Genomic DNA, 16337 nt, shown 5'->3' with positions numbered 1-16337 from the left:
CATTTTTTAATGCCTGTTATTTCATTTTAGTTATCCACATTTTCTGTGGATAAGTCTGTTAGTAGTTTGTCAAACTTCTTGTGGGATTTACAAGTTAATCGGATGATTCATCCTTTACCAAAGTGTGTTTCGTTAATGGGCAAAGAAATATGAAGCAGTGCTACACTTAAAAAAACAGCTGAGAATGATATGTGCGGTCGATTTGCTTATATTGCTTCTTATGACAAGCTAAAATACCAATTTCATCTAGCCAATGCGATTGAAATTCCTCCGCGCTTTAATATTTCTCCAGGAGCTGATGTAGTATGTCTTGTTGAAGCCGTTGGTCATGAAATTCAATGCGTATTATTGCGTTGGGGACTAATTCCCTCGTGGACAACGGACAGAAAAAAATTAGGAAATCTCATCAATGCACGCGCCGAAACAGTTTTTGAAAAGCCGACTTTTCGTCAGGCAATAAAATCGAAACGCTGTTTAATCCCTATGAGTGGCTTTTATGAATGGCACCAAGAGGATGGTGTAAAACAGCCTTATTTTTTTCAAAAAAAGAATCATGATTTGCTGGCTGTTGCTGCTATTCGAGATACCTGGCAGCAGAACGAAGAGGTGATTCATTCCTGTTGCCTGATTACTACGGATGCTAATGCATGGATGCAACCAGTGCACAATCGTATGCCGGTGATTTTAGGTGAAGAGGCTCAAGCCATTTGGCTTAACAACACGCAATGTGATAAAGCACAATTAATGGCGTTAATGAAACCTTATCCTTATGAGGATTTGGAAGGGTATCGAGTGACTACTTTAGTGAACAAAGCCAATTTTGACCATCCATTGGCGATGGAGCCATTATCTGAATAAAAAATTTAAAAATAATTTTCTTAATATTTTCGAAGACTTAGTGTTGATTTCAACTCATGTTGTTCTGAGGCGGGATTTACAGCTTATTTTTCCTTGTCTATGATATTTGTACGTAAATCAAAAAAAGAATCATCATGTCACCACGAGGCGGAAAAAGAGTAGGGGCGGGTCGCCCAAGGGGTGAGCCTACCAAAGCAGTTCGTATATCATTATCTCAACTTGCTGAATTAGAGCGTCTAAAGAGTCATGTATCGTATCAATTGCCGGTATTTGCTAGCAAAATTCAAGCAGGATTTCCATCACCGGCCGATGATTACATCGAGGGGTATCTTGATTTAAACACCAAATTTATTAAACACCCATCGTCTACCTTTGTTTTGCAAGCCACAGGGGAGTCTATGGTGGATGCTGGAATTTTTTCTGGCGACTGGCTGTTAGTCGATAGAAGCATAGAACCTTCGGATGGACGCATTGTCATTGCAGCTGTGAACGGTGAGCTTACAGTTAAACGCCTTTCGAAAAAAGGGGGAAGGGTGCAATTACTTCCTGCTAATCCCAAATTTCAACCCATTGACATTACAGAGGACAGTGAGATGGTGATTTGGGGAGTGGTGACTTTGGTTCTACATGAGCTTGCCTGAGATGTTTGCCCTTATCGACTGCAACAATTTTTACGCCAGTTGTGAGCGTTTGTTTCGTCCTGATTTAAAGGATGTCCCTATCGTGGTGCTATCCAATAACGACGGCTGTTGTATCGCACGCTCGAATGAAGCCAAAGCATTGGGCATTGCCATGGGCGAGCCATACTTCAAAATTAAACATTTGTGCAAACAGCATGGCGTGAAAGCTTTTTCCTCAAATTATACGTTGTATGGTAACATGAGTCATCGCGTGATGTGCACTATTGAAGAAGCCTGGCCTCATATCGAAATTTACTCGATTGATGAAGCGTTTCTTGATTTAAGGAGTTTACCGGTTAACTCGCATGATTTGTTTTGCGAGCAGTTACAAAAGAAAATCTTGAAGTACACGGGAATACCCACTTCCATCGGCATTGGGCCGACCAAAACACTAGCCAAAGCCGCCAATCATTTATGCAAAAAAGTTTATAAAATCCCTGTGTTTAATATCACTTCGAGTCGTGAGCGGTTATTACAACAGATTTCCGTTGGGGACATTTGGGGAGTAGGGCGGCAATGGGCCAATAAATTAATTTCGCGAGGTATTCAGACGGCTTATGATTTGGCAATGACCAATCCTCACCTTCTGAAGAAATGTTTTAACGTTGTGTTGATGCGTACCGCCATGGAGCTTCAAGGAATTGCTTGTGGCGGTTTAGAGGCAATAGAGCCTAAGCAAAGTATTATGTCATCTAAAAGTTTTGGTCAGATGCAAACCCAACTTGCTTCGATTGAGGAATCAATCAGTAGCCATTGTGCCCGTGCGGTGGAGAAAATGCGTCGCCAGCAATTGGTGGCGAAGCGCATGGTTATATTTGTGCATACGAACCGATTTCGGGAAGATTTGGCTCAGCACTTTCAGTCCATCGAATTTAAGCTGATTAATCCTACAGATGATTTGCGCTTAATTACCAAAATAGCCAAACGATGTCTGCAACGCATTTTTAAACCAGGGTATTACTATAAAAAGGCAGGGGTATGTCTTGAAGATTTAATTCCTAAAAACCCACGACAGCTTGATATGTTTCATCAACCAAGTGACGAGCATCTAAACCACACGGAACAATTGATGGGTGTTTTTGACCAAATCAATCAAAAATACGGACGAAGTACAATCCGCCTCGCAGCAGAGGGTTATTCAAAACCTTGGGCGATGCGTGCTGAACTGAAATCGCCTGCCTATACCACACGATGGTCTGAGGTTCCGCAGGTTCGTTTATTTTGAATAGGGAAGGGATCTAGTTAAGGAGGGGGGGAGGGTTATTACAACTTGGAATTAGGCAGCACAGGCATTTGGGTAACGTCCAGACATGCCAACATCTCAAGCTTTGAAGGTATATCGCTGCCTCATCATATGCTCTGTACTCATGGTGGTATATGGAAAAACAAGTTAGAACATTAGAAACTTATTTCCATAAAATGATGGGTTTGTGAACACTCAAAATCGATGTTTAAAAATTTGTAATTCACAGCGAAAACCAATTCGAAAACCTTTTGCATTAATCAAAGTTCATTTTAATCTATTCTTTTAGTCTTTCTGAACCACAAGGAATAATAATGAGAATAGGGTATGCCAGAGTTTCTACACATGAACAAAATTTGGACTTGCAACTTGATGAACTTAAAGGGCAGGATGTGAGCAAATTTTTACAGATAAAATAAGCTGCTCCGTTTCCGAGCGACCTGGATTAGAAAAAATTGAAAATTTCCTTAGAGAGGGAGATGTTTTGGTTGTATGGCGTTAGACAGGTTGGGCCGACCACTAAAACATCTTATTTTATATGTAAGTAAGCTAGAAGATAAGGGAATAGGTTATCATAGCGTTACAGAAGCAATCAATACAGAAACACCATCAGGTAAGTTTATGCTTCATGTGTTTGGAGCTCTCTCTGAGTTTGAGCGAAACTTAATTAAAGAACGAACCCTTGCTGGACTTGAAGCAGCAAGAGCTAGAGGACGGCAAGGAGGAAGGCCTGAAAGCTAAGTGGTGAGCAGAAAGAGTTAGTAAAAATGCTTTACTCCAATAAAAAACACTCAATTCAATCAATTTGTAAAATGGTTGGAGTAGGAAAGACTACACTATATAAATATATTAATAGTAAGTGATAAATTATGTATAGTGATGAACAAATAACGGAAGCCCTTGCATCAAATAATAAGGAAGTCCTAGAAACTCTCGCTGTATATATATTGTTAGAAAGTCAAAATTTAGAATTTGATTCAAGGGATATAAAACCTGTTCCTCAGGATGATCCTCGAAGGTTAGATGTTATCTATAAAGATTGTAATTTTCAGATTAAAGAGATTATGAATTTACAACAAGATTGCCTGTTAGAGAATTATAATGGAGATCAAGGTGAGTGGGATAAATTAAATATTGGAATCTACAGAAGAAGTGATATATATAAAAGAATATTAAAGGGAGAGAGGTCAATAGGAGAGGTAGTTGATGGAGTTTTTTTCGATCTTGGATTGGCAATAAAAAAAGAAGTTGAGTCAGCTATAACAACTTACTCAGATATTTCAATTAGAAAGAATATGGATTTATTTTTATTTGTTACTCAGCCTCGAATTTTTTATGGGTCGACTGATCAAGTAAAGCAGCAAGTACAAAATAGTGGATTTCGAAGTATTTTTGCGCTTATTTACGATAAAAAATTTATAAATATACTTCAAACCAAAAATTCTCCATCTATCATTAAGCAATTTATTGAATAATGATTTCTTATATTTATAAAATCATATAGTTTGGTTACCTTATCTTTTCATTCCTTCGAATTTAAGTAAGGCTAAAAAGCTTGTGGTCCATTAGTTTCATCAGTTTTGTTTCTTCTGGTTCGAAGCTCATCTTACTAAAAATTGATTGCTGAGTTTGGATAATCATATTTAAACCAATACGAAGTAAAATTTTGTTCTCTGAATTATAACATAGGACCTAAAAGAAGCGTGCTAAATAGAAAAGCATACGTCTAGATTGTATAGTCCCAATCAGTTGGTCTGATCTCACCTGTTTGATAAAACTGTCTTATATTTTTAATATAATCTTGAAAATCAGAGTTTTGTTCAACAAGCCTATTAACTGTATCCCAATCAACCAGGGTACGTTCTTTTGCAGGGATTATAATTTGGCTTTCAGAGGGATTTTCTGCATCTAATCGCATAAAGCCAATTCCATGAAGACTCGCAAGCATTCGGAGTTCTTTTAAAGTTACAGATCCTTCAATTTCACCAGAAACCAAATAACCAAAATTAGCCCATGATGAATTGCTTACAGCTTGAAAAAATGCTTCTCTAACATTTGATTGATTTATAAGAAGTTTTACTTCGAAAGACCACAGCTTAGTTTTTTTGTCCGAGTAATGTTGTACGCAGTCTTTAACTTCTCGATTCCAGTCAGAGCTTAGGTTTTCAAGTCCCACTAAATCTGGATAAAGCCATCTGTTTCCATTTGGCCCCCTTTTATTTTTTGAACGTTTTTCGTCGATTCGCTTGCTGTATAGATTTAACTCTGTCCATAGAAATTCAGATAAAACTGGATATAAATCGTGTTCCTTTTGGGGGCTTTTGTCTTGATTTATTAGAGCAACGACTTCATTTTCTGCGTTTTCAATTTCATCTCTGTCTGTTTTTTCAGAGAAATAATATTTTCGCGGTCTACTTTCTGTAGTTTTGATATTTGGGTTTCTTTGGATTCGTGGTCTCTGAGCCCCAATTTCAGCAATAATTTGTTGAATAAGTGCATTATCATTATCCAGAGGATTTACTGTAGCAGTAGAGCGATTTTGCTTTTCACGACATTCATTGGGAAAATTCTCAAAAATCCACAAAGCAATTTCACGTGCGGTAAATTTTTCTTCAGGGTGATCAGCAAGGAATGTGGTTACAGTATTTGAGAGATTTAGGGCCATTTTTAAGTTTGTAGGTTAATAATGATAAAATTTTAGCACAAAGTGAAGCTAAGCCCCAAGCTGGGGCTTAATAATTAGAAAAAACATGAGTTTGACCATAATGTTCAACCGAAGAGTAATCATTGATAAAAAGATCCTGGGCAAAAGTCTCAAAATCAAAATAGCAGATCAAACAATCCGGCATTTGATGGGCATAACAGTCATCAAATAACTGCCTGGCAAAATCAACCTCTGAATCATAACAACCGTGGTAACGATCCTCCAACATGGTTTGGGCATCATCGACTGAATAATCACAGAGAAGGGCTAAGCCTAGCTCTCCGTGTTCTTGAATAAATGAGGCATACTCCGCAATGTTGTTTATTCCTTCATATTCATGAATTCTCATGCTGCCGAATCCTTCATAATCGTGTATGGCGTACTCTTCAGCATTGGGTTCTGGGCTGTTATCCAGCATTTCCCAGATTTCTTTCATGATGTCATCTTCGCTTTGTGTAGCATTTATCCAAATACCATGCAGGATGGCGTTATTGTATGATGCTAAACAGGCGACGTAGATTGAAGGGGTGTCCATGGGATTATCTCCTTGTATTAAGGGGGCAATCCCACATGGGAGCTTGCTCCCGTGGTTGGGTTTGATTAAAACGGAATTTCTTCTGAATCCGGTTGCAACATTTCACGCATCTGAGCCATGTGCTCTTCTGCGGTTTTGTTGCTGGATTCGTCAGCTGATTTTGGTGGGCTGAGAAGCTGAATGTGGCTAACAATAATACTTAAAGCTTGACGTGCTTTGCCTTCATTGTCAGTCCATTGATTGGAACGCAATTTACCTTCGAGGTAGACTTGTGAACCTTTCTTTAAATATTCAGCGACTTTAGTCAGCTTGCCAAAAAGCACCAGCTGATGCCATTCCACTCTGGTTTGCCATTCATCATTCTGCTTGAATGACTCATTGGTAGCCAAAGTGGCAGTGACAAAAGATTGTCCGTCTTTTCCGGCGATGCTTTTAGGATCAGCACCGAGATTACCTATTAATTGAACGCGATTTAAAGATGCAGTCATTTTATTCTCCTGTTATTGTTGGTGTGGGTGGCATAACAGAAAAACACCCGCATAGGCAGATAGTTTTCTGTTATGCGGATAAGGCTTTAATTACTTCAATTAACAAGCGATTCGCTGAGTATCGAACTGTTTTACAAAGGAAATTAGAGATTCCAATTTGTTTAAACTTAGCTCTGCTTGTTGGATGTCATGGGTGTTAATTTGAAGCCGGCGTCGGCTTAAATCATTCACACAACAATTCAGCTCAAAGAGCAAATGTTCAATCTCAAGTTGTACTGGTTCCTGTTGTTGCATGGTAGCTCCTTGGGGTAGGGAGGATTAGCCCCAAAAAGGACTGTTCATCCCAATTGGGTTATGCAAAAAAGATCACCGAAACATTGGTTGATTTACCTGGTTATTAATGATGATGTGCTTAAAGCACTCCTCGGGCGTAAAACCGTAAAGACATCTCCTGATAGGTTTTCCCTGCTAAACGCTTTGCCATGGAATTAGGGAACAAGATGGCATATCACAAGACCTGACGGTTTCGTCAGAATTGCACTGACTCTTCAGTTGTGTTGTTTCCAGATTAGCATTACCTTACTGAATATCAAGCGTTTTTGACGCTTGATATTCAATGAACTTATAAATTATTTCTATGGTTGAGGCTGGTGCTCTGAATCAGAAGAATGCTGATTCTTTTGTGAATCATTTGGTGAGTGAAATCTATACAAATTGCCAGACGTTTGGATATTGGGATCTTTGTTCAAGTCAGGAAATATATTTATACAGGATTGGACTGTTTCACCCTTAAGTCCCTCGTTAGATTGAACTATATCAAAAATTATTGATTTAAAAATATTAGCAGAGGTTGGGTAACTCTTGATAAATTCAATGATTTTCTCAAGAGTTTTTAAATTTTTTTCATAGGAAATAATTTTTCCCTGTTCAATTCTTGAAAGTACTATTTCAGAAAGATTTGGAAAATGCTTAATTGTTTTCAAGCAAAGAAGTAGATCAATTTTTGAGTCAGTTAAACTGTTGAATGCATAATTAAGAAATGACTCAAAATAATCAGGGAATTTACTAGCTAATTGCCACACATCATCGAATGATTTTATCAAATCAGATAATTTTCCAGCTTTGATTTTGTCAAAAATTGCTTTATCTTTTAAAAAATCCTCAGATAAGACTGGATTTTCTCGTTTCCTTTTACTTTGGACCATGGTGTTAGATTTAAATGAACAATCTGTGACTTTATTTCCTTGTTCGGTTTTAACTTCTAGTGTCATCGGGTCATATTTAATAATCAATGTTTGAGCACAAAATCGAGGTATATGCTCTTTCGATGGTATACCATACTTTTGTAGCATTTCCCTCAATTGACTGGTGGATTGAGATGGGTGCTGCGTTATAATAACAGCTTCTTTTTGTCCAGGAATTTTTAAAAATTCGTCTATTTTCAATTTGTTTTCAGAGTGAGTTTGCGGTCCCCAAGCGGGAGTGTAATGAAACAATATTGATTGTTGGGTTGTTGCGTTAAAGATGATAGCTGCTGTACAGTATGTTAACATAAACATTGTGGGGTCTTTATCAGTAATAATGACTGTATCGTCAGGAGACCGTTTAAATTGTTTACTGTCGTAATTTAATACTGAGTCTTGATTTTCAAAATCAAACATATAATTTATATCCTTGGCTGCCATTTAATAGTGGTTAATTATAACAATAAGATTAATAATTGATCAATTTCTTCATGAAAAATTCTCGAATAATATGAATAAGAAGATAGTTTACCCACAATAGACCCTAGTAATGCTCAATCTCGAATGCCCGAGTTCTTGGCTAATCAGCTCTCTAGCAGTCCTATCCCAATATTTTTCAAGAGGATTAAGTTCTTTGTAGGTTCTACCCCCCTGTATTGGACATATAAGCCCTTGACCAGCTTTGTCATAGGATTTGGTTATTTCCTGATATCGTCTCTGAGCATAAGCATGGCGAAGTCCATGGCATTTGCTTAACCCCATTTTTGCTATCACTTCATGATACTGAGCTAGATGATTTTTATAGGTCTTTTCTTCAGGAATGAGAGATTGTCCAGCAGAAACTTGCTTTATAGCATTGAGTAGCCATAGTCGTTGTTGTTCATTCGTGAGTTTAATATCACGACCAATCCCACCTTTTGCCCAGCTGGGCTTTATAACCAATTTATTTCCTTGCCAGGCATCGCTTAGTACAATCTTCATCGATTCTTCACGGCGGAGGCCAAAAAGGGATTGGGCTTCCAGGGATAAACGGATCATAGGGTCTGAGCATTTGGAAAAATCGACGTTGTGGATTGCTTTATTATATTGAGGGACATAATTACGTTTATTGATTTGATAGCTATCGTTGCCTTGCTTAACTAGTTCTGGCCTGTTCAGCACGGAAGCTACTTTTCGCAGTTTAGCCATGTAATTTTTTATTGTTGCAGGATTTTTATTCTGGGCTTTCCAGTGTTCAACCAGAATGTGTATGTGTTTTGGCTTTAATCCTTTAATGTGTGTGACCATGTAGCCTAGTTCGTGCAAATCTTTGACGCAGCGATTTAGCATGTGTTTCATATCTGCTCGGCTGGCGTGCGAGTAGTTTTGGATTTTCTTAATACATTCATTGATTGAGTACTGGGCATTTTTAAGTTTGGACTTACTCATTGAGATACCTCCATAAAGAATCACGAGATTTGATGCCCATTTCGCTGCGAATAACCCAATAGGTTTCATATTTCCCTAATAGGGGTAAAAGATACTGAGCCATTTGTTTTGCATAGAGATAGCGGTAGGCTTTGTTAATTGGTAGGGCATGTTTTTTTAAAGCCTTTCGCCAGGCTACTTTGGTGTCTTCATAGTCGTTAAATTCAGCAATGGATTTACCGTCAGTCAGATTTTTGATTTCATCAAGGATGGCTTTTTGCATTTCAAATCTGATAGGAATTGTTCTGTCTAAGGAATTAAATGCGATGTTTCTAGTTATCCAAATGCTGTCTGCTTGGATATTAATTTCAGGTTTAATATAAATGGCTTCTTGAAAGGTCAGGCCAAATTCTGTTTGTAATGCCATAATGAGGCGCGGTATTGGATTGTCCCATGATTGCCAGTGGTCATGCTGGATTTTGAGTTTTCTTTTACGCTTTTTGGTAACTTTGCTGAGTTGCAGGGATTTATTGTCAATATTGGGAATGGCGCAATCTATGCTGGTTAGATAATGTCTGACAATCGTCATGTGATTCATAATCGTGCTTGCACGTATTTTACTATTTTTCCAATAGTCTACTAATTGGTGGATATGGTGTGATTGGATAGCTTTCCAGGAAGATGGCACATCACCAATGGTATAGAGATCATCAATCATTTTACGAATGACGTATGCCCGTTGTTTTTTGATTTTGTAACTGCCTTGATTGCCGAGTTTTAAATATTGATTGGCAGTTTGTCTTAAGCTGTATTTTCTCATCATCCCATCCGATAAAAATTTATTTGCCCTGTCTTTGGTTTAGTGTTGAACGAGCGGCTCACTCAAAGATGAAACCTGGCCAAAGCCATTAAGCTCGAAGTAGGGGGCAAATCAATCGTTATAAGGCAAACGATCTCGCCGATTTACAACAGTTTTCTAGTGCTTATTTCCTCCTTGTTTTGATGATTAATAAAAACGACAAGACAATGGTTCTTGTCATACAAGTCCATGGTCAAATTGAAATAAATTGACTTAAACTCCCGAGGGAGTTGCTCTGTCGGATGACAGAGATTCCTAGATGGTTTTCCCGACTGAACGTCTAGCCACGGGGTTAGGGAATGAAGTGGCTTAGCATAAGACGTCGATTGACGTTTCGCTGGAATTTCACCAGCTCCTCAGTCATGCTTGGCTCCAAGTTAGCAAAGCGGTGCTTGCTTCGCAAGGGATTTTAGAAAGAATTTTGTCCAATCCCGATTGGCGGGATCGGACAAAATGCTGAAATGTGTTGATTTTACGCGGTAAAATCAAGGTGATTTTTCTGCGTCACTGCTGGAAAATTTGCAGTGACGCAGAAAACATGATCCTAGTCTAAAATTAAAATACTGCTTAACTGGCTGAACTTTTTGAATTAACGATTGTTCCTAATGGTGCATTTTCATTAACAATGTGGATGGATCTTGATGAGAATTTCTAATATAAAAATTAAGAATTTCAAGTCTATTGAAGATTTGGACATAAGTTTGCCTCAGATTTCTGCTTTAGTTGGTTCTAATAATGCTGGTAAAAGTAATATATTAGAGGCCATAAGGCGCGTATTAGGCTCTGCATGGGTAAATGCAAACAGTTTTGATGAAAATGATATTAGCTATAGAGATCAAGAGCGAGAGATTGAAATATCATGCACAATTGATCCGCCTATTAAATATAAAAAATTTAAAGAAGCAAAAGATGTTGAGATTTCTATATTGAGTTTCAAATATACGAAATATAAACGAGGCGAAAAAGCTGGGTCGCCTCGGTTTGAACAAAGTTGTCTTGATAAAAATGGTAAAGTTATTACTGTATTATCTAATGCTCCCCGAAAAGGTGTGCAACCTAAATTTGAGCCATTAATTGGTATTCCATCTGAAATTAAAGAACAAGTTCCTCTAATATACATAGGTACAAATAGATCTCTTCAAGAGCAGCTGCCTTCAGCTCGTTATTCATTACTTCGCCAGATATTTACAGAGATTAATGTGAATTTTAAGGATGAATCAAATACTGTGACGATTAATTCAAACGAAACTACATCTGAGATATCAAGGTTTAAGCGGTTTAATCAATTAATGGAAGAGGCTATGAGTTTATTGAAAACAGATGAATTTGTTGATCTGGAAGCCTCTATAAAAAGAAATGCCCTCTTACAATTAGGACTAGATCCTGATATCGACACAGATAAATTGGATTTATATTTTACTCCTCTTGATACTATGAATTTTTATAAATCATTAGATTTGTTAGTGAAAGAAGGTGATTTTTTAATCAGCGCAACTCAAATGGGTGAAGGAGTTCAGAATGCAATAGTACTTGCTATTCTACAAGCATTTGAAGAAACAAGAAAAAAAGGGGCGATCCTACTTATTGAAGAACCAGAGATGTTTTTGCATCCTCAGATGCAACGATCTTTATATAAAACAATTCGAAGAGTTGGGGCGAGCAATCAAGTAATTTATACAACACATTCTCCACATTTCTTATCTGTGCCTGAATATTCTGATATCGTGATGATTAAAAAGGGCTCTTTAGGAACTAAAGGATTTTTGTCAACTCTGGAAAATGATGATAAAAGAAGACAAAAATTAATAAAGGAATTAGATCCTGAAAGAGGCGAATTATTTTTCTCAAAAAAATTGCTTTTAGTTGAGGGAGATACGGAAAAATTGATGCTTCCTGTTTACGCATCCAGGGTTGATTTAGATTTGGATAGAGTTGGTGCAACTATTGTAGAGGTTGGCGGAAAAAAGAATCTTTTAGAGTTCGCTAAAATTAGCATTTCTTTTAATATACCAGTAGGAATTTTATATGATACTGATGCCTCTGATTTTTCCAATAAACAAGAAGAGGAAAGTTTTAATAACATTTTAGATGGATTAGAGACATCTGATGGCACTGTCAAAGTTTGGAAATTTGAGAAAAATTTTGAAAATTACTATCGGTCTGAAATTGGAGAAGACAACTATCAAATTTTGTGTCAAAAATTTCCCAATACTGCTAAGCCAACAAGGGCAAGATTGATAGCAATGGAAAATGATTATCCAATACCAAAAACTATTTTAGAGGTGCTGAGTTGGGTGAAAAGCTAAGCTAATTAGCGTTGAGGCAGGGGGATTCGGATTTTATAAATTTCTCCCCCATTTACCAAAATAAATGCCTGCCCCTTAGGCAGGCCGATTATATCTTCTACTCCAATCATCGGCACAGAAGAAGTTTGAACCCGATCCTCGTTTGTCGTATTAAAATAAACTCCATCATCTCCATGCGGTGTATCATTGACCATAGAAACTTGCGTATGCCCAACAACACCAACTTGGGGCAGAACCTTAACCAGTAAATTGGCTGTTTCTTCATTTTTAACACGCAGCATAATCAAGGTATTAAAATTTCCCTCGGATACTTCAGCTTTAGCTTTAGAACCAAGGGCAACTTCCATATCTTGAATGGTTTGAGCATAAGCAGTGACCTGAAATCCAGCACCTCCTGCTTTATTAAGAATCTTCACAAAAGAATCCTGGATAATCTCTGACAATTCATCGCAATGCAGATTTAAAGTGTATCGTGCGTTGGGTTCTTTATAGATTTTACCAGCTGTAGACACCAGATCAGACAAAAAGGCTTTTCCTACTGCTTGGGCAATATTGGGATTGGTTAGGCTATCTAAGCCGATATAAAGTACTTTCTTATTTTTAATTATATCCATCAGCTCAATATCACCTGGTTGAGCTTTTGACGACAGAATTTTTGAGGCATTACTTTTATTGATTTCAGAAAGTACAGGTCCAACACTAGCTGTGATTTTGTCGTAATAGTGTTTGTCCATAATGGCTGCATCGTATAGGTCTATTAAGATTTGGTCGTGTAGGGCTTCTGCATTGTTGTTTTTGATGGTTTTGTTGATGTGGTCTTTGACATATTGCACGACTGCCTGGTGGCGTTCCATTGGGGATTTAGTCTTATTATTTTTGCCTATTTTACTATCATGCTCTTCGATGATGTCATCTATTTCTTGATGATAATTAGAATAGTGGTTAGGCAGAATGTTATCAGCATAGGACATTAATAGTTGTTCTAATCGGCTGATATAGAAGGCTATTGTTTGGTAGGTAATGGGTTGATTCATTTCCTCTAAGCATATAGCAACGATATTGACGTATTTCCAGGCGAAGGCTGCGAACTGTTTTCCTTCTCCCTCTGCGGAGATTGCATCGGTGATACGTGTTGCAACCTCACTGATTTGGTCGAAATTTTTTAAGGGGTTGTATTGTGCAGATTGTTCTGGAAAGCCTAAGTGTACGATTTTGAAGTCTTCTGTTCGGCCTGATACTTTACAGGCTGCCATCATGTCTCTAACCAGGTCTTGATCGCCTTTTGGATCTACAACGATAACCGCATCCCCATTTCGGATGTCTTGGTTAATTAGAATACTGGCCAACCGTGTTTTTCCTACTCTGGTTGTACCGACTACGAAGGTATGACCGACACGTACATCTTGAGGGATGTATACAGGTTTATCTTCTTCGCCTACACCATGCAAGAATGGACTACCGCCAACAGGTGGATCAGGTCGAAAAGGGTTTAGTTTAGAATTTGTATTTAACCATTTGGCTAGCTTTGTATGTTCATGATTTTGGCAGAATCTTCTGGCAAGTTGGTAGCAAGAGCTTCGTTGCATGAACTTTTCATTTTTGACCTGTTTAATTTGATGCAGCTTTTGAGTGTGGCTTGGTCGCCAGCGAAAGCCTTTGCCCAAGAACAACCAGTTTTTGGATAAAGGTATTTCTGTGGTGGATAGGGCATAAGTGGGCATGGCTAATAATCTTCGGTGATAGCGTTTTACTTTAATTGCTTGCCAGGCTCTATAAATTCCAGGGATTAACAATGCGAGCGCAGCGTATAATCCCATAGTTTGTGTTAGTAAAAACAAATGCGGTTGAGTATATGCCAGCAAGGCTAGAGACAAACAGGTAATGGCTGACCAGGCTTCTGTTGGTTCTCTTAATAGGTTATTAATGGGGTAATTGCTCATAGTTTGCCTCCAATCATCAAAATATCAATAAATACAAAAATACCCAGCAGATACCACCGAGTTTTTAAAGCGGTGTTCAGCTGCTCTGTGGTTATTTGGTGTTGATTCTGTAGGCGTAAAATTAGCCTTGGCCATAATAAGACAAGGGATAAATAGAGTACTCCATGCAGACCAAGAAATAATGGTTGAATGGTAGTGAAGGTGCTTTGCCAGCGAGTCAGTAGATTGCTATTAATGAACCAGGGCGCAATTGCTAATAAGGCAATGATTGGTAAAACGGTTTGAATTAATACTATAATGGATGAACGGATATAATGTTTAATCATAGGGATAGCTCCAAATGAGAAAGGTATTTCGGTTGTTGGCAGTTGTTCTTGATGCCATTGTCGGAGTGGCAGAGGATAAACCTGCCAAATGCTACATGTCTGTTTATGAGGCTCAAGATAAGCTTGATAATGGCTTGATCACTATTCGTGAATACAATGAAGCCTTTGAACGTAAAGATGTGCTTTAACATATTCATTGAATTCCTTTTGAAATAATTTTTACTCCTGTCTTGGCTACCTGCATACCGGATTGCGCCATGCTTTCGCTTTGCCTATCTGCACCATTGACCAAATCCATAAGACCCGCCCCAGCGTCACCGCCAAAATGACTTGATAATCTCAACAATAAAACAGGTGCAACAAAGTAAAACATCACAGCCATATTCTTCATGGCAGAAATCGCATCGTTTTCACCTAATGGATCAAGCACAGAGCGTTCTAGAAATCCTACTAAATGCCAGAGGTACTGAAGAAAAATAGCCATGATAAATAAGGCGCATAAACTGCCTAATGCTCTGGTGCTGTAGCAGCTTAAAGACAAAACCATTGGAGTGAGAATGATTAAAAAGAATATGAAAAACGCCTGCATGACGGGCAATGTTTGCATGATTGCTTCTCTTTTTAATGGGGTGGATGTCCATGATTTTGTCCATTGTCCGACATTGACCAGGCTATGGGTAATGGCAGATGCGACCTTTCCATTGTTATTATCCATGAGGTTTTGCACAGAACTAGTCTGCATGTCTTTGCTTTCTTGCAAGAGCATTTTCGCAATAAAATCTTCTGCGCTGATGTCTGCTTTCCAGGCTTTTGGGTGTTTCACTTTATATTGGCGAACCCTATCAAGCATGGCGTAGTAATTTAAGTGTTTATTAAAAACACTGGCCTGATTAGAGACTTCAACCAGGTCAGTTTTGATTTTGTTCCACCATTGCTGACAGCTGGGATAACCATCTTCTGGCAATCGTTCGGGTGGGATATCGCCACGATTAGCTGCCTTTTCAAGATTACGATTAGGGGCTTGATGAAAGGTAAATCCTGGCACGGGTTGGCGAGCATGAAGTTTGCTGTAATACATTTTTTGCAGGATTTTAGAACCCATCCAGTTTAAGTCATCTTCACCGCCATAGCGTTTGAGCATAGGGTCTAATTCACTGGCTTCATGCTTTTCACTATTGAATTGAGTTCTGGCTTCAATAAAACATTGTCTATGAAAATCCAATGCCTGCTTGCGAACGCTCTGGGGGAGATAGGTTGATACCAAATCTCCTTGAATGGATTGCAAACTATCTGTGCAACCCGTCACCTTCATAAGGCTATAGGTAAAGCTCGATATAAAATTCTGGATGATGGCAAAGCCTATAGGAATTTTGACCTGGTTAGTCAGTAGATCTGCAAAGGCTTCATCATAAGTTGTGCCGCTGTCGCCAATGACCGCAGTCGTTGGGTTTTTCAGTCCGCATAAGGGTTTAAATTGTAGGGCTTTGGTTTCCAACGGTACACAAGGATAGACAAATAAGCTGCATATCAGGAAAGTTATTGCCAATTCATAAAGAAAATTATTTAAAGCATGTTCAACCGCATAGAACGCGCCAGCTGGATTGAGCACATTTTTAAGAAAGCGATAACCAATGGCCAAAAAGCCAAGATACAACAGCCCTGTTTGCCACAGGGCGTTGAATAGAACCTCATACTGTTGCCAGCCTAGATAGGTGGTATAGAGAGATAAAGGATTAAAGACAATCAT

Annotated in this window: 16 protein-coding genes and 1 pseudogene; 7 read left to right on the top strand and 10 right to left on the bottom strand. The window is 38.3% G+C overall.

Annotation, left to right across the window (positions count from 1 at the left end):
* Positions 1 to 189 precede the first annotated feature (189 nt).
* From clem_RS08575 to clem_RS08550, 5 genes and pseudogenes are all read left to right on the top strand, one after another.
* A complete protein-coding gene (locus clem_RS08575; RefSeq protein WP_013101291.1) occupies positions 190 to 858 on the top strand; it encodes an SOS response-associated peptidase in 669 nt (222 codons plus the stop codon).
* A 134-nt stretch (positions 859 to 992) separates the two neighbouring features.
* Positions 993 to 1499: a LexA family protein gene (locus tag clem_RS08570; protein ID WP_011215133.1), complete on the top strand. Its 507-nt coding sequence runs from the start codon at positions 993 to 995 to the stop codon at positions 1497 to 1499.
* Positions 1486 to 2763, top strand: coding sequence for a Y-family DNA polymerase (locus clem_RS08565; RefSeq protein WP_027266380.1), 1278 nt, complete (start codon positions 1486 to 1488; stop codon positions 2761 to 2763). Before clem_RS08570 ends, clem_RS08565 begins: the two co-directional genes overlap by 14 nt.
* A gap of 332 nt (positions 2764 to 3095) precedes the next feature.
* A pseudogene (locus clem_RS15110) lies at positions 3096 to 3644 on the top strand (recombinase family protein).
* Between the two features lie 6 nt (positions 3645 to 3650).
* Positions 3651 to 4256: a PDDEXK family nuclease gene (locus clem_RS08550; protein WP_042755010.1), complete on the top strand. Its 606-nt coding sequence runs from the start codon at positions 3651 to 3653 to the stop codon at positions 4254 to 4256.
* A 251-nt stretch (positions 4257 to 4507) separates the two neighbouring features.
* On the opposite strand, the gene clem_RS08545 is transcribed toward clem_RS08550, so the two are convergent.
* The 7 genes from clem_RS08545 to clem_RS08510 form a co-directional block, all read right to left on the bottom strand.
* A complete protein-coding gene (locus clem_RS08545; RefSeq protein WP_027265458.1) occupies positions 4508 to 5446 on the bottom strand; it encodes a COG2958 family protein in 939 nt (312 codons plus the stop codon).
* Between the two features lie 67 nt (positions 5447 to 5513).
* Complete coding sequence (locus clem_RS08540) at positions 5514 to 6020, bottom strand: antirestriction protein ArdA (protein WP_027265457.1); 507 nt, start codon at positions 6018 to 6020, stop codon at positions 5514 to 5516.
* A gap of 65 nt (positions 6021 to 6085) precedes the next feature.
* Entirely contained in the window at positions 6086 to 6508 is a 423-nt protein-coding gene (locus tag clem_RS08535) for a single-stranded DNA-binding protein (protein WP_027265456.1), read from the bottom strand.
* Between the two features lie 99 nt (positions 6509 to 6607).
* The gene (locus clem_RS08525) at positions 6608 to 6802 is read right to left on the bottom strand and encodes a hypothetical protein (protein WP_027265455.1); all 195 of its coding nucleotides are present in this window, start codon (positions 6800 to 6802) and stop codon (positions 6608 to 6610) included.
* A 341-nt stretch (positions 6803 to 7143) separates the two neighbouring features.
* On the bottom strand, positions 7144 to 8169 hold the full coding sequence (locus tag clem_RS08520) for a hypothetical protein (RefSeq protein WP_027265454.1): 1026 nt from the start codon (positions 8167 to 8169) through the stop codon (positions 7144 to 7146).
* 111 nt (positions 8170 to 8280) lie between these two features.
* Positions 8281 to 9180 (bottom strand): phage integrase N-terminal domain-containing protein, encoded by a 900-nt coding sequence (locus clem_RS08515; protein WP_027265453.1) that lies wholly within the window; start codon positions 9178 to 9180, stop codon positions 8281 to 8283.
* Complete coding sequence (locus tag clem_RS08510) at positions 9173 to 9979, bottom strand: phage integrase N-terminal domain-containing protein (RefSeq protein WP_027265452.1); 807 nt, start codon at positions 9977 to 9979, stop codon at positions 9173 to 9175. The genes clem_RS08515 and clem_RS08510 overlap by 8 nt, the downstream gene beginning before the upstream one ends.
* Positions 9980 to 10659: 680 nt before the next feature.
* Between clem_RS08510 and clem_RS08500 the strand changes: the two genes are divergently transcribed.
* Complete coding sequence (locus clem_RS08500) at positions 10660 to 12324, top strand: ATP-dependent nuclease (protein ID WP_027265451.1); 1665 nt, start codon at positions 10660 to 10662, stop codon at positions 12322 to 12324.
* Between the two features lie 5 nt (positions 12325 to 12329).
* Here clem_RS08500 and traD read toward each other — a convergent pair whose 3' ends face one another.
* Both traD and clem_RS08490 read right to left on the bottom strand, forming a co-directional pair.
* Positions 12330 to 14264, bottom strand: a complete 1935-nt coding sequence (traD, locus tag clem_RS08495; protein ID WP_027265450.1) for a type IV conjugative transfer system coupling protein TraD — start codon at positions 14262 to 14264, stop codon at positions 12330 to 12332.
* On the bottom strand, positions 14261 to 14590 hold the full coding sequence (locus clem_RS08490) for a hypothetical protein (protein WP_027219605.1): 330 nt from the start codon (positions 14588 to 14590) through the stop codon (positions 14261 to 14263). Before clem_RS08490 ends, traD begins: the two co-directional genes overlap by 4 nt.
* A 14-nt stretch (positions 14591 to 14604) precedes the next feature.
* On the opposite strand from clem_RS08490, the gene clem_RS08485 reads away from it, so the two are divergent.
* Positions 14605 to 14778, top strand: a complete 174-nt coding sequence (locus clem_RS08485) for a hypothetical protein (protein ID WP_010946719.1) — start codon at positions 14605 to 14607, stop codon at positions 14776 to 14778.
* A gap of 5 nt (positions 14779 to 14783) precedes the next feature.
* Here clem_RS08485 and clem_RS08480 read toward each other — a convergent pair whose 3' ends face one another.
* Positions 14784 to 16337 carry a conjugal transfer protein TraG N-terminal domain-containing protein gene (locus tag clem_RS08480; protein ID WP_027219604.1) on the bottom strand — a complete coding sequence of 518 codons (1554 nt, stop codon included), beginning with the start codon at positions 16335 to 16337 and terminating at the stop codon, positions 14784 to 14786.

Origin of the sequence: Legionella clemsonensis (assembly GCF_002240035.1) — a bacterium.
GTDB lineage: Bacteria > Pseudomonadota > Gammaproteobacteria > Legionellales > Legionellaceae > Tatlockia > Tatlockia clemsonensis.
This window is presented reverse-complemented; position numbering and strand designations above follow the sequence as displayed.

Bases quoted from the DNA above. Each gene is read 5' to 3' on its own strand.
- clem_RS08575 (WP_013101291.1), top strand. From the start codon at position 190: ATGTGCGGTCGATTTGCTTATATTGCTTCTTATGACAAGCTAAAATAC.
- clem_RS08570 (WP_011215133.1), top strand. From the start codon at position 993: ATGTCACCACGAGGCGGAAAAAGAGTAGGGGCGGGTCGCCCAAGGGGT.
- clem_RS08565 (WP_027266380.1), top strand. From the start codon at position 1,486: ATGAGCTTGCCTGAGATGTTTGCCCTTATCGACTGCAACAATTTTTAC.
- clem_RS08550 (WP_042755010.1), top strand. From the start codon at position 3,651: ATGTATAGTGATGAACAAATAACGGAAGCCCTTGCATCAAATAATAAG.
- clem_RS08545 (WP_027265458.1), bottom strand. From the start codon at position 5,446: ATGGCCCTAAATCTCTCAAATACTGTAACCACATTCCTTGCTGATCAC.
- clem_RS08540 (WP_027265457.1), bottom strand. From the start codon at position 6,020: ATGGACACCCCTTCAATCTACGTCGCCTGTTTAGCATCATACAATAAC.
- clem_RS08535 (WP_027265456.1), bottom strand. From the start codon at position 6,508: ATGACTGCATCTTTAAATCGCGTTCAATTAATAGGTAATCTCGGTGCT.
- clem_RS08525 (WP_027265455.1), bottom strand. From the start codon at position 6,802: ATGCAACAACAGGAACCAGTACAACTTGAGATTGAACATTTGCTCTTT.
- clem_RS08520 (WP_027265454.1), bottom strand. From the start codon at position 8,169: ATGTTTGATTTTGAAAATCAAGACTCAGTATTAAATTACGACAGTAAA.
- clem_RS08515 (WP_027265453.1), bottom strand. From the start codon at position 9,180: ATGAGTAAGTCCAAACTTAAAAATGCCCAGTACTCAATCAATGAATGT.
- clem_RS08510 (WP_027265452.1), bottom strand. From the start codon at position 9,979: ATGAGAAAATACAGCTTAAGACAAACTGCCAATCAATATTTAAAACTC.
- clem_RS08500 (WP_027265451.1), top strand. From the start codon at position 10,660: ATGAGAATTTCTAATATAAAAATTAAGAATTTCAAGTCTATTGAAGAT.
- traD (WP_027265450.1), bottom strand. From the start codon at position 14,264: ATGAGCAATTACCCCATTAATAACCTATTAAGAGAACCAACAGAAGCC.
- clem_RS08490 (WP_027219605.1), bottom strand. From the start codon at position 14,590: ATGATTAAACATTATATCCGTTCATCCATTATAGTATTAATTCAAACC.
- clem_RS08485 (WP_010946719.1), top strand. From the start codon at position 14,605: ATGAGAAAGGTATTTCGGTTGTTGGCAGTTGTTCTTGATGCCATTGTC.
- clem_RS08480 (WP_027219604.1), bottom strand. From the start codon at position 16,337: ATGATTGTCTTTAATCCTTTATCTCTCTATACCACCTATCTAGGCTGG.